Here is a 12,061-nt window from a genome sequence, read left to right as displayed (position 1 = left end):
AAGCCTCACGGGCGCAGATAGGCGTAGCCTTGGCCTTGCAGTTCGGCGAGCTTGACGACGCCGCCCTTGTCGGCGGCGTGGAAACCGGCGAGCAGGTCGGCGAGCGAAATGTCCATGCCTTGCATGGTGTTGGCGCAGGCCTGCGGCTCGAGCCCCTGCCGCACCAGGCCGGCGAAGCGGCCGGAGACCGCGGCCGATATGCCTTTCGACTTGAAGGCGGCAAGGGCTGGACCATGCACGACCAGCACGATGTCGACATTGCCGCCGGTGCCGTCATAGTGGTTGTTGATGTTGCCGAGGACAAAATTGACCTTGTCGAGATCGCTGAGGTGGTAGGCGACCTTCTGCCTGGCGGGCTCCGTGGCCGCTGCCTGCACCACGCGCAGGCCGAAAAACGCTCCGGTTCCGGCAAGAACCGCACGGAACATATCGCGCCGGCGCATCGCATCCTCCTCCGCTTGGCGGCCACCGCGAATTGCGTGGCTGCGGCCGCAATACTAGCATAAAATGACGTCGCGTCCTGTCGATGCGAGGAGAGGCTACATGGCGTTAAGGGGATGGGCGTTTCCGGAATGGAAGACAGTTGCGCGCGCCGGATTTGGCGCCGTGCTGCTTGGTGTGCTTGCCGGCTCGGCCTTGGCTGATGATGCGCTCAAGCTCACCGAACTCAGCCCGAACGGCGCCGATGCCTGTTTCGGCCGCGTCTATGATGCCGCCCATCTGAAGGCGCATCCGCACCAGAAGGTGGCGCGGATTTTCTTTTACTACGGTCATGATCCGGTAAGCCGCCCGAACGAGGAACCGGCCCCTTCCGACACGTCCTACAATGCCTTCGTCGCCACCACCGTGCGCGGCGCCAAGGCGCCACAATGGGCCGGCGGCTGGTGCAACCATGAATCCGAGGACGGCAAGACCGGTCCCATCCATTGCGGCATGGACTGCGACCGCACGCTTGCGTCGCTGAAGGTCGACGACAAGGGACGGTTGCTGCTGTCCGACCTGCAGCCCGATGTCTATCTCGACGCCGGTTCGGAGGAAGAACTCGGCACGGCCGAATATGACAGGCAGGCGCTGGGCAAGGAGGACGACAATTTCCGCCTCGACCCGATGCCGGCCGCAACCTGCAAGGCGGAGTTCGCGCGCATCGATCCGATCGATCCGGCGCTCGGGCCCCCGCTGCGCGAACGGTTGAAGCCCGACCAGGCGTTCTGCTACGGCCGCGACTATGACGCAGCGCATCTCGGTTCGCATCCCAACCAGCTGACGCAGTCGATCCGGGTCTTCCGCGGGCCGGTGGAACTGGCGTCCTTCGCTTCGGGTGGGGATGCCTCCAACTGGCCCGACGGCGCCGATATCGCCGTCTCGGTTACCACGCGGCAGAAGTCGGGCAAGGTCACGCAGACCTATTCCTGCCAGGGCGAGGCCGACCAGTGGCGCTGCGCGGCAAGTTCGAAGATGAGCGATTTCTCCTGCGACATCGCGCAGAAGGAGATCTTCCTCAAGCGCGGCGCCGACGGCACGATGATGCTGGCCAATCCCAACAGCAGCCTGGCGATCGTCGATCTGTGTTCGAAGGCCGCCGACGGCAAGACGAAATCCGACGACAAGGTCTACCGGCTGCAGCCGATGCCGCAATCGGCCTGCGCGCCTTGAGCACCGGCGCTTCGTCATCCTCGGGTCTCCGCCACAGAGCTTCGCTCCTGCTCCGCCCGTGGATAACGAAGTCGAGAGGCTTCGGCTAATTTTCCAAGGTCGGAACGGAGGATCGCGTCAGGCGAAGGGCACCGCCGTCGTGCCTTTCGGCAGCTTCGCCTCGTCGTCGGGCTCGACGTGGATGGTGACGCGGACCGAGGGGATCTCGGCCTTCAGCGCATCCTCGATGCGGTCGCAGATGACGTGGCTGGCGCCGACCGTCATGTCGGCATCGACGACCAGATGGAACTCGATGAAGGTGGCGCGGCCGGCGATGCGCGTCTTCAGGTCGTGGACCTCGAGCGCGCCCTTGCAATTGGCCGAGATGACGTCGCGGATGCGCATGTGCGCCTGCGTGTCGACGGCGCGGTCCATCAGGCCGTTCATCGACGAGCCGATCACGTGCCAACCTTGCCACAGGATGTTCAGCGCCACGATGACGGCGAGTGCCGGATCGAGGATCTGCCAGCCGGTCAATATCGCCCCGACCAGACCGCCAAAGACGCCGATCGAGGTGACGACGTCGGTCATGATGTGATTGCCGTCGGCGACCAGCGCCGGCGATTTCTCCGCCCTGCCAGCGCGGATCAGCGTCCAGGCCCAGAAGGCGTTGATGACGGTGGCGACGCCGTTGACGGCAAGGCCTTTCCACGGCTGTTCGAGCGGCGAGGGCGCCTGCCAGGAGCGCCAGACCTCGTTGAGGATCAAAAGGGCGGCGAGCACGATCAGCACGCCTTCCAGCACGGCCGAGAAATACTCGGCCTTGTGATGGCCGAAGGGATGATCCTGGTCGGCCGGCTTGTGGCTGACCTGGATCGCCCAGAAGGCGGCGACCGAGGCAATGACGTTGACGATCGATTCCAGCGCGTCCGAATAGAGCGCGACGGAGCCGGTGACGTACCAGGCGGCAAGCTTCAGGCCGAGCACGACAAAGGCGACCACGATCGACCAGAAGGCAAGGTTGGCGACCTTGCGCTTCGCTGCGGCCTTGGCCGCGATCGCCATCGTGCTTTCGGTTTCGGCCATCGACGTCAGGCGGCCTTTTCCTTGGCCTTGCGCGGCAGGTGGGCGACGATGTTCTCGATGATGCGCATGCCGGCATTGTGGCCGAGCGTCATGATCGATTCCGGGTGGAACTGCACCGCGGCGATCGGCTCCTTGCGGTGCTCGAAAGCCATGATGATGCCGTCCTCGGTCTCGGCCGTGACGATGAAATCGTCGGGCAGGCGCACCGGGTCGGCGAAGATCGAGTGGTAGCGGCCGACGGTGACTTCCTTGGGCAGGCCGGAGAAGATGATGCCCGGCTTGGAGACGCGGATGCGCGACGGCTTGCCGTGCATCGGTATGTGCAGTTGCCTGAGTTCACCGCCATAGGCCTCGGCCAGGGCCTGCAGGCCAAGGCAGACGCCGAAGATCGGCAGGTCGCGGGCACGCGCCTTCTTGATGGTGGCGGCGCAGTCGAAATCCTTCGGCGTGCCGGGGCCGGGCGACAGCACGACGAGGTCGGGCTTCAGCCGGTCGAAGACCTCCTCCGGAACCGGGGAGCGCACGGTCGAGACATTGGCGCCGGTCTGGCGGAAATAGTTGGCCAGCGTGTGGACGAAACTGTCCTCGTGGTCGACGAGCAGGATGTTGACGCCGTCGCCGACGCGCGCGGTGGTGCGCTCGGTGCTGGCGGAATTGCCTGCTTTTGCGTCGCGGATGGCGGAGAGCATGGCGGATGCCTTCAGTTCGGTTTCGGCTTCTTCTTCCTCGGGAATGCTGTCGAAGAGCAATGTGGCACCGGCGCGCACTTCGGCGATGCCGTCCTTGATGCGGATGGTGCGCAGGGTGAGACCAGTGTTCATGTCGCCGTTGAAGTTGACCATGCCGATCGCGCCGCCATACCAGGCGCGCGGGCTCTTCTCGTTCTGCTCGATGAAGCGCATGGCCCATAGTTTCGGCGCGCCGGTGACGGTGACCGCCCAGGCATGCGACAGGAAAGCGTCGAAGGCGTCCATGCCTTCGCGCAAGCGGCCCTCGATGTGGTCCACGGTGTGGATCAGGCGCGAGTACATCTCGATCTGGCGGCGGCCGATGACGCGCACCGAACCCGGCTCACAGACCCGCGACTTGTCGTTGCGGTCGACGTCCGAGCACATGGTGAGCTCGGATTCGTCCTTTTTCGAGTTGAGCAGCTTCAGGATCTGCTCTGAGTCGGAGATGGCATCGTCGCCGCGCTTGATGGTGCCCGAGATCGGGCAGGTCTCGACACGGCGGCCATTGACGCGCACGAACATTTCCGGCGAGGCGCCGATCAGATATTCGCCCTCGCCCAGATTGATGAAGAAGGAATAGGGCGAGGGGTTGATCGACTTCAGCTTGCGCGAAATCTCGGACGGCTGCGTCTCGCAACGCTCGTAGAACATCTGGCCGGGCACGACCTCGAACAGGTCGCCGCGCTTGAAGCTCTCCATGGCGCGGCGCACCAGATTGGCATATTCGCCCGGCTCGTGGTCGCCGCGCGGCGGGATGCGGTCGGCAATCTGGAACGGCTCGGCGATTTCGTCGCGCGGCAGGCCTTCGGTCGAAAAACCTTCGCCCGCATAGTCGTAACGATCGGTCCAGGCCTTGGCCGAATAGTGGTCGACGACCAGAATCTCGTCGGGCAGGAACAGCACAAGGTCGCGCTGGCTTTGCTTGCGCTCGAGCTTGTAGTCGACCGGGTCGAACTGGAAGGCGAGGTCGTAGCCGAAGGCGCCGTAGAGACCAAGATTGGCGTCTTCCTCGGTCTTGAACAGGGCAGTGATGGCGCGCAGCACGGTAAAGACCGACGGAACGCGGCTGCGCTCCTCCTCGGTGAAGACACGGCCGGGTTTGGCGACGTCGAGGCGGATCAGTTTCTCCGACGTCTCGGCGATGGTGACATCGGAGAGGTTTCCCAGCGCCTTGCCGATGACCGGTAACAGCACCTCGCCACGGCTGTTCAGCGCCTCGATGCGCATGGCGCGGCCGCGCGCCGAGATCACCAGCGGCGGATCGATGATGGCCGTGTCCCAGCGCGTGTAGCGGCCGGGATATTCGTAGTTCGAGGAAAACACCGCGCCCCGGCGCGAATTCAAGCCATCGACATAGCTGTCGATCGCGCCCTCATAAGGCCGGTCGTGGCGCTCGCGGATGATGGTTATGCCGCCCGCCGTCACGAAGCTCTCAGCGCCGTTTTCCAGAATCTTCATCGTCATTGCCGTCTCCATCAGCGTCTTGGGTATGTCAGCTTCTTGGGGCAACGGACCCGGGAATGGCTTGAAAAAACAAATGGCCGCCCGGACTTTCCGTTGCGGCCACCCTCTATTTTCACGCGCACGCGTTCGAACAGGCCGCTGTCAGCAGGCCCACCACCAAATGGTCTTGGTCGAACGCATGTTCATGCGGATTCCCATAGCGGCGATTGAACAGCCGCGCAACTGGATTCCATGAAGGTGGTGAAGTTCAGTCCTCCAGCGTCCCCGACCTTGCGTCGGCGCTCTTCCTGTCGCCGACCAGTTTCAAGAGGTCCTCGCCGGCGCGGATGATGCGGCGCGAGCGGCGGGTCAGGATGAGGCCGTCCTGGGGCGCGAACACTTCCGTGCGGCCGTCGGCTTCGCCCGGCGCATGGACGATGGTGGCGAGCCGCGTGCCCCTGGCGACGCGGTCGCCGGGCTTCACGTCGTAGAGCACCGCGCCAGCCCGTGGCGAGGGCATCATGTCGATGTTCTCTAGTGGCGCAACGACGCCGGTGAAAGGACCGGGCGCGGGCAGGGCACTATCGGCGATCACGCCACGCGCCACCAGCAGCCTGTAGAGCCCTTCGGCGTCGGCGGTGGCGAGGGCGCCATCGACATCGAGGATGCCGCGATATTCGACCGTCGTGGCGACGCGACGGTCGAGCTTGGCCACATCGGCGGGAACGTTCTGGTAGGGCATGATCGAGGCGCCCTCGAAGGTGCCGTCCGTGTCTTCGCTCCATAGCACGACCGCATCGACGCCCATGGCGGCGGCGCAATCGGCCATGGCCGGCCACAGGCTGGTGTGGACGTAGAGATAGGCGAGACCCTCGTCGTCGCAATGCAGGTCGAGCACTATATCGTGGCCGAGCGAAAGCTGCAGCAACCGGTTCTTCAGCCGCTGGTCGGCCGAACCAAGGGCGGTGTGGGGCAAAAGCGCGGTATCGGGCGCGGCGAGCAGCGGAAAGCCGCGGTTGAAGTTGGCGCGGGTGCCCAGATGGAAGCGGCCCTGGTGTTCGCCGAAATGATATTGCGCCCGGCCGATCGGGTTGGCCCAGGGCACGATGGTGATGTTGCCCTTGACGCGGCCCTCGGCCTCGGCCTTGCTGAGCATCGGCATCAGCGCGTCGATGGCGACGACGCCCGGCAGTTCGCCGGCATGGAGTGCGGCCTGCAGATAGGCGGATGGGGCGGCCTTGTCGGCACCGCCAAAGCGGAACACCGGGAATTCGTAGGAAACGCCTTCGCTTTCGCCGGCGAGGCGTTCGATCGATTTCTGCATGACTTTCTCCATTAGAGCAGTTCACCGTTTCATGGAAACGGCGACCTGCTCTAGCTCTTTGTTTTGACGCAATTCCGGACGGAAAACCGTTTCACACTTTTCCTGGAATTGCTCTGGAGCGCGAAGACATGCCCATTTGATGGTGCCGATGTCGATTGGTCCAGCCTGCCGCGCTATGGGCGCAGCAGGTTACTCGGCCGGGGCTTGAAGCGAAGCGAGTGGGGCGCGCCGATCCATCGCCTGCGACAGCACGGCGACCGTGACTGCCAGCAAAGCCAGTGCCGCGCCGACCAATGGCAGGTGGGCGTAGGAAACGCCTGCGGAAAGGGCGACGCCGCCGATCCAGGCGCCACTGGCATTGCCGACATTGAAGGCGCCCTGGTTCAGCGTCGCGGCGAGGTTTGGTCCCTCGGAAGCCGCCTCGACGACGCGGATCTGCAGCGGCGGCACGACGACGAAGATGAGCAGGCCCCACAGGAAGACGATGCCGATGGCGACGCTGGCTATGGCGCCGAACTGCATGAAGCCGACAAACAGCAGCGCCAGCAACAGCAGCGTGCCGATGACCGTCGGCATCAGCTTCCAGTCGGCCAGCCTGCCGCCGATGATGTTGCCGATGGTCATGCCGGCGCCGAACAGCAGCAGCACCCAGGTGACCGCCGAGGTGGACAGGCCGGACACGTCGGTCAGATAAGGCTTGATGTAGGTGAAGACGGCAAACAGGCTGGCCGAGGCAAGGGCCGCGATCAGCATCGCCAACCAGACCTGCAGCTTGCCAAGCACGCGCAACTCGCCGCGTAGTCCGCCACCGCTCGGTTCGGTGACGTCAGATGGCACCAGCCAGGCGATGGCAGCGACCGAGATCAGGCCGATGCCGACCACGGCCACGAAGGTGGCGCGCCAGCCGAAGGCTTCGCCAAGTGCTGTGCCGGCGGGAACGCCGAGGATGTTGGAAAGCGTCAGGCCGGCAAACATCAGCGCCATGGCACTGGCGCGCTTGTTGCGCGGCACCAGGCTGGCGGCGACGACCGAGCCGATGCCGAAGAAGGCGCCGTGGCCGAAGGCGGTGAAGACGCGCGCGGCCATCAGCGTCCAGTAGTCAGGCGCGATGGCGCAGAACAGATTGCCGACGACGAACGAAGCGGTCAGCCCGACCAGCACAGGCTTGCGCGGCAGGTGCGCCGTGGCCATGGCGACGACAGGTGCGCCGAAGACCACGCCGAGCGCATAGCCGGTGACCAGCAGGCCCGCCGAAGGGATGGACACGCCAAGGTCGGCGGCGACCTCCGGCAGCAAGCCCATGATGACGAATTCGGTGGTGCCGATGCAGAAGGACGCAATGGCAAGCGCAAGAATCGGCAAGGGCATGGGGCGTCCAGACTGAATCGGTTCAAATGGAGACTGCGCGGAGGAGGATGCCGTGCGCAAGCGGCGTTGCTGCATTGCAGCAATGCAGAAAAGGAAGGGCTTGGACGTGAGCTGCAGGCCATCAGGCCAGCGGCTTCAGCTCCTGGGCGATGGTGGGCAGCAGTTCCGAGACATTGGGGTGGATGTGCACCGCGCGCGCCAGCGTGTCGACAGGCGCCTTGGCGTACATCAGGTCGAGCACGCAATGCACCGCCTCGTCGCCACCGGGGCCGAGCACCGAACAGCCGAGGATCTCCCGCGTATCGGCATCGACGAGGATCTTCATAAAGCCCTGCGTTTCGCCCTTTTCGACGGCGCGGCCGACACGGGTCATCGGCCGCTGTCCGACCAGCGCGCGGCGGCCTGATTTCTTGACCGCTGCCTCGGTCATGCCGCAGCGGCCGAGTGGCGGGTCGATGTAGAGCGCATAGGCCTCGATGCGATCGCTGACCTTGCGCGGATCATTGTCGAGCAGGTTGGCGGCGACGATCTCGTAGTCGTTGTAGGAGGTGTGGGTGAAGGCGCCCTTGCCGTTGCAGTCGCCCATCGCCCAGATGCCGGGCACGCTGGAGCGCAACTGGTCGTCGACGATGACGAAGCCGCGCCTGTCGACCGCGACGCCGGCCTTGTCGAGGCCGAGGTCGTCGGTGTTGGGCGTGCGCCCGAGCGCCAACAGCACATGCGAGCCGACCGCAGGCGCCTTGCCGGCGGAGAAGGTGACGGCGATGTCCTTGCCTTGTTTGGCGAAGCCGATGTCGTCGGCGCCGACATGGACGGATATGCCTTCGTTTTCGAGGATCGACAGGATGGCGGCGGAGACGTCCTCGTCCTCGCGGCCGGTCAGGCGCGGGCTCTTTTCGATGACGGTGACTTCGCTACCGAAGCGGCGGAACATCTGCGCGAATTCGAGCGAGATGTAGCTGCCGCCGACGACGATCAGATGGCGCGGCAAGACGTCGAGATCCATCATCGAGGAATTGGTCAGGTAGTCGATGTCGTGGATGCCCGGCAAATCGGGCACCGAGGCGCGGCCGCCGGTGTTGAGGAAGATCTTCGCGGCGGTCAGCAGGTCGTCGCCGACGCGCACCGTGTTGGCGGATTCGAAACGCGCATGGCCGCGATAGAGCGTGCATTTGTCCATGCCGGCGATCCAGGCTTCCAACCCGGTGCGGGCGTCGTTCGACACCTTGTCCTTGCGTGCCTTGATCCTGGAATAGTCGACGCCGACGGGGCCGCTGATCGTGACGCCATAGTCGGCGGCACGGCGGGCGAGATGCGCTGCATAGGCGCTGGCGACCATGGTCTTGGTCGGCATGCAGCCGGTGTTGACGCAGGTGCCACCGACCAGCTTGCGTTCGATCAGCGCCACGCTCATGCCGGCGGCACTCAGCCGGCCGGCCAGCGGAGGGCCGGCCTGTCCGGCGCCGATGATGATGGCCTCGAAGGTTCTCGCCGTCATGCCACCGCCGCTACGATCAGCAGGCCGCCAATGATCGCCACCGCGTCCTCGATGAAGGCGGCGGGCGGATCCTTGCCGAAGGCGGCCGCCAGCCGGCCACGCGCCTCGGCGCCGCCCAGCGTGCCGATGACAGCGCCGATGGCGCCGGCGATCAGGCCGCCGATGGTGGCGCCGCCAGTCGCGCCGATCACCGCGCCGGTGAAGGCGCCCATGATGATGCGGGCGCCGAACTGCTGCGGCACTTTGCGGCTCGGCGTCGACGGCAGCTGGTCGGTGACCAGCTCGACGATGGCCAGGATGGTGAAGATGCCGACAGCGGCCCAGTGACTCATGAAGCTCGCCCAGGTGCCGGCGACCGGCAGCCAACCGAGATACGCGCCCCAGGCGACGGCGGCCGGCGCGGTCATGGCGCGAAGACCGGCAATGACGCCGATCAGAAGTGCGAGAATATACAACATGGTTGATCCCCTCGATCCGGGCCAGGACAGCCCGGCAAGAGCAGGCTAGCATAGGCTTTGGATTTGACCAGCGCATGACTCCGAAAATCGGAATGGATTCTGCGCTCGATGCTGCTGTGACGCCGGCACTTTCCCGATCACTGCAATTGTGCTTTGGCAATCACGTCAAATGGAGACACCGCCATGGCTGGAAGCGAGCGCCTGAAAATGGCGACCGGAGAATGGTACACATGCCTCGATGCCGAATTGGAGGCACTGCGCGCCATAGCGCGCGACGCGGTTTTCGAGCATAATTCGCTGCCGCCACGACAGCGCGGAAACCTCGGGCCGGGCCTGAAAGCACTGCTCGGCAAGATGGGTGAGGGGGCTCGCATCGAGGCGCCTTTCCACTGCGCCTATGGCTTCAACATCTTTCTCGGCGACGGCGTCTTTCTCAATGCCGGTTGCACCATCCTCGACACCGCGACGGTGCGCATCGGCAGCGGAACCCTGCTTGGCCCGAATGTGCAGATCTATTGCGCCGAGCATCACAGGGAGGCCACGGGCCGGCAAGCCGGGCTGGAAATCGCCAGGCCGGTCGAGATCGGCGCCAATGCCTGGATCGGAGGCAGCGCCGTCATCCTCGGCGGCGTCAGCATCGGGGAGGGCGCCATCGTCGGTGCCGGTGCCGTGGTGACGCGCGACGTGCCTGACAACACCACCGTGGTCGGCAACCCGGCACGGGCGATCAAGAGGAACTGAGCGGGTCAGGACGAAAGGGCGTGCGCCATGCGCTCGTCCTGATCGGCGCGCTGCGAGAATTCGCGCCGGTACCGCGCCGGCGACGTCCTGAGCCGGGCGGCGAAATGCTGACGCAGCGACGTGGCGCTGCCGAAGCCGGCCTCGAAGGCCACGATGTCCATCGATTTCTCGGTTGCCTCCAGCAGGCGCTGCGCCAGTTCGATCCGCTGGCTGGTCAGCCATTCGCCGAAACTGGTGCCGATCGATTTCTGGAAGCGGCGGGTGAAGGTCCGCCGTGTCAGGCCTGCGGCTTCGGCGACGCGGTCGAGGCTGTGCGTTTCGCCAAGCGTCGCGCGAACCGCGTCGAGGGCCTGGGTAAAACGGTCGGCGTCCGGGCTCCTCGCCACCGGGTGCTCGATGAATTGCGCCTGCCCGCCCTGCCGATGCGGGGACAGGACAATCTGGCGGGCGAGCCGAAGTGCGGCTTCCGCGCCGTAGCGGGCGCGCACGATGTGGAGACAGCAGTCGAGGCCGGCGGCGACGCCGGCCGATGTCACGACGTCGCCATTGTCGACATAGAGCACCGAGGCATCGACAGCGATGTCGGGATGGAGTTTCTGCAGCCGCTCGGCATAGGCCCAGTGCGTCGCCGCACCGCGCCCCGAAAGCAGCCCGGCCGCGGCAATGGCAAAGGTTCCCAGACACAGGCCGACAATCAATGCACCGCGCCGGTGCGCCTGGCGCAGCGCCTCCGTCAGCAGCGGTGCTGGCGGCTCGCCGAGATGATGCCAACTCGGGATGATGACGATGTCGGCGCCTTCGAACCCTTCGAGCCCATGCGGGGCGGCAACGGTCAGTCCTGCCTCGGTGTGGACCGGACCGGGCTTGCCCGCGCAGATGCGGAAGTCGAAGCGCGGCAGGCCAAGTGCCGTCCTGTCCTCGCCGAACACCAGGCACGGCACGGAAAGATGGAACGGGCTGATGCCATCGAAGGCGAGGACGGCGATGATCGGGTCGGTCATGGGCGCTTCCGGCAATTGAATGCGAATTGTCCCAATTCTTTCGAACGATGTCAATCGGGACACTTTTGGCTAGCTGACGATCCGCCTATTTTCGGCCCATCGCATTCAAGCCGGAAAGGAAAACACCATGTCTGACCCAGTCAACACCACGCCGCGCCGGGCGCTGATCGTCGTCGATGTCCAGAACGACTATGACGGCGGCAACCTGGCCATCCAGCACCCGCCGTTCCGCGACAGCGTCGTCAATGTGGCGCGCGCCATGGACGCGGCGGCGGCGGCCGGCGTCAAGGTGGTGGTCGTCAAGCAGATGGCACCCGAGACGTCGCCGATCTTCGCCAAGGGCAGCCATGGCGGCGACCTTTATCCCGAGATCGCCAGGCGCGGCCGCGACCACTATGTCGAAAAGACGCTGCCCTCGGCCTTCACCGGTACCGACCTCGAGGACTGGCTGCGCGCCAATGCCATCGATACGATCACGGTCGTCGGCTACATGACGCACAATTGCGACCTGTCGACCATCATCCACGCCGTGCATATGGGCTTCGCAGTGGAATTCCTGTCCGACGCCACCGGCTCGGTGCCTTACGCCAACAGCGCCGGCTATGCCTCGGCCGAGGAGATCCACCGCGTGGTGACGATCATCCTGCAGTCGCGCTTCGCGGCTGTGCTGAAGACCGCCGAATGGGTCGAGTGCCTGAACAGCGGCACCCTGCCGGAACGCGACACGATCTTCGGCTCCAACCAGCGGGCGCTGGCGCGCAACGCCGCATAGAACCTTA

11 protein-coding genes are annotated in these 12,061 nt (G+C 65.2%); 3 read left to right on the top strand and 8 right to left on the bottom strand.

Annotated features, from left to right (window positions below):
• Positions 1 to 5 precede the first annotated feature (5 nt).
• Complete coding sequence (locus NR193_RS23630) at positions 6 to 443, bottom strand: DsrE family protein (protein ID WP_256753161.1); 438 nt, start codon at positions 441 to 443, stop codon at positions 6 to 8.
• A 100-nt stretch (positions 444 to 543) separates the two neighbouring features.
• Here NR193_RS23630 and NR193_RS23625 point away from each other — a divergent pair, with 100 nt between their 5' ends.
• On the top strand, positions 544 to 1,653 hold the full coding sequence (locus NR193_RS23625; RefSeq protein WP_256753160.1) for a hypothetical protein: 1,110 nt from the start codon (positions 544 to 546) through the stop codon (positions 1,651 to 1,653).
• A 117-nt stretch (positions 1,654 to 1,770) separates the two neighbouring features.
• Here NR193_RS23625 and NR193_RS23620 read toward each other — a convergent pair whose 3' ends face one another.
• From NR193_RS23620 to NR193_RS23595, 6 genes are all read right to left on the bottom strand, one after another.
• Entirely contained in the window at positions 1,771 to 2,718 is a 948-nt protein-coding gene (locus NR193_RS23620; RefSeq protein WP_306280440.1) for a cation diffusion facilitator family transporter, read from the bottom strand.
• 5 nt (positions 2,719 to 2,723) lie between these two features.
• Positions 2,724 to 4,913 (bottom strand): anthranilate synthase, encoded by a 2,190-nt coding sequence (locus tag NR193_RS23615; RefSeq protein WP_256753159.1) that lies wholly within the window; start codon positions 4,911 to 4,913, stop codon positions 2,724 to 2,726.
• A 247-nt stretch (positions 4,914 to 5,160) separates the two neighbouring features.
• Positions 5,161 to 6,216 carry a succinylglutamate desuccinylase/aspartoacylase family protein gene (locus tag NR193_RS23610; RefSeq protein ID WP_256753158.1) on the bottom strand — a complete coding sequence of 352 codons (1,056 nt, stop codon included), beginning with the start codon at positions 6,214 to 6,216 and terminating at the stop codon, positions 5,161 to 5,163.
• Positions 6,217 to 6,405: 189 nt separating this feature from the next.
• Positions 6,406 to 7,584 carry an MFS transporter gene (locus NR193_RS23605; RefSeq protein WP_256753157.1) on the bottom strand — a complete coding sequence of 393 codons (1,179 nt, stop codon included), beginning with the start codon at positions 7,582 to 7,584 and terminating at the stop codon, positions 6,406 to 6,408.
• Positions 7,585 to 7,705: 121 nt separating this feature from the next.
• Positions 7,706 to 9,082, bottom strand: coding sequence for an FAD-containing oxidoreductase (locus NR193_RS23600; protein WP_256753156.1), 1,377 nt, complete (start codon positions 9,080 to 9,082; stop codon positions 7,706 to 7,708).
• On the bottom strand, positions 9,079 to 9,540 hold the full coding sequence (locus NR193_RS23595; protein ID WP_111543710.1) for a DUF4126 domain-containing protein: 462 nt from the start codon (positions 9,538 to 9,540) through the stop codon (positions 9,079 to 9,081). The genes NR193_RS23600 and NR193_RS23595 overlap by 4 nt, the downstream gene beginning before the upstream one ends.
• 183 nt (positions 9,541 to 9,723) lie before the next feature.
• Here NR193_RS23595 and NR193_RS23590 point away from each other — a divergent pair, with 183 nt between their 5' ends.
• Positions 9,724 to 10,281 (top strand): sugar O-acetyltransferase, encoded by a 558-nt coding sequence (locus tag NR193_RS23590; protein ID WP_256753155.1) that lies wholly within the window; start codon positions 9,724 to 9,726, stop codon positions 10,279 to 10,281.
• A gap of 5 nt (positions 10,282 to 10,286) precedes the next feature.
• Here the strand turns inward: NR193_RS23590 and NR193_RS23585 are convergent, their stop codons facing one another.
• A complete protein-coding gene (locus NR193_RS23585; protein ID WP_256753154.1) occupies positions 10,287 to 11,282 on the bottom strand; it encodes a GlxA family transcriptional regulator in 996 nt (331 codons plus the stop codon).
• Positions 11,283 to 11,409: 127 nt separating this feature from the next.
• Here NR193_RS23585 and NR193_RS23580 point away from each other — a divergent pair, with 127 nt between their 5' ends.
• Complete coding sequence (locus NR193_RS23580; protein ID WP_256753153.1) at positions 11,410 to 12,054, top strand: cysteine hydrolase family protein; 645 nt, start codon at positions 11,410 to 11,412, stop codon at positions 12,052 to 12,054.
• The last annotated feature ends 7 nt before the right edge of the window (positions 12,055 to 12,061 follow it).

The sequence above is a fragment of the Mesorhizobium sp. Mes31 genome (assembly GCF_024519675.1).
In the GTDB taxonomy this organism is placed as follows: domain Bacteria; phylum Pseudomonadota; class Alphaproteobacteria; order Rhizobiales; family Rhizobiaceae; genus Mesorhizobium.
Note: the sequence above shows the minus strand (reverse complement) of the source record. Positions and strands in the feature narration are given on the sequence as shown.

Bases quoted from the DNA above. Each gene is read 5' to 3' on its own strand.
- NR193_RS23630 (WP_256753161.1), bottom strand. From the start codon at position 443: ATGCGCCGGCGCGATATGTTCCGTGCGGTTCTTGCCGGAACCGGAGCG.
- NR193_RS23625 (WP_256753160.1), top strand. From the start codon at position 544: ATGGCGTTAAGGGGATGGGCGTTTCCGGAATGGAAGACAGTTGCGCGC.
- NR193_RS23620 (WP_306280440.1), bottom strand. From the start codon at position 2,718: ATGGCCGAAACCGAAAGCACGATGGCGATCGCGGCCAAGGCCGCAGCG.
- NR193_RS23615 (WP_256753159.1), bottom strand. From the start codon at position 4,913: ATGACGATGAAGATTCTGGAAAACGGCGCTGAGAGCTTCGTGACGGCG.
- NR193_RS23610 (WP_256753158.1), bottom strand. From the start codon at position 6,216: ATGCAGAAATCGATCGAACGCCTCGCCGGCGAAAGCGAAGGCGTTTCC.
- NR193_RS23605 (WP_256753157.1), bottom strand. From the start codon at position 7,584: ATGCCCTTGCCGATTCTTGCGCTTGCCATTGCGTCCTTCTGCATCGGC.
- NR193_RS23600 (WP_256753156.1), bottom strand. From the start codon at position 9,082: ATGACGGCGAGAACCTTCGAGGCCATCATCATCGGCGCCGGACAGGCC.
- NR193_RS23595 (WP_111543710.1), bottom strand. From the start codon at position 9,540: ATGTTGTATATTCTCGCACTTCTGATCGGCGTCATTGCCGGTCTTCGC.
- NR193_RS23590 (WP_256753155.1), top strand. From the start codon at position 9,724: ATGGCTGGAAGCGAGCGCCTGAAAATGGCGACCGGAGAATGGTACACA.
- NR193_RS23585 (WP_256753154.1), bottom strand. From the start codon at position 11,282: ATGACCGACCCGATCATCGCCGTCCTCGCCTTCGATGGCATCAGCCCG.
- NR193_RS23580 (WP_256753153.1), top strand. From the start codon at position 11,410: ATGTCTGACCCAGTCAACACCACGCCGCGCCGGGCGCTGATCGTCGTC.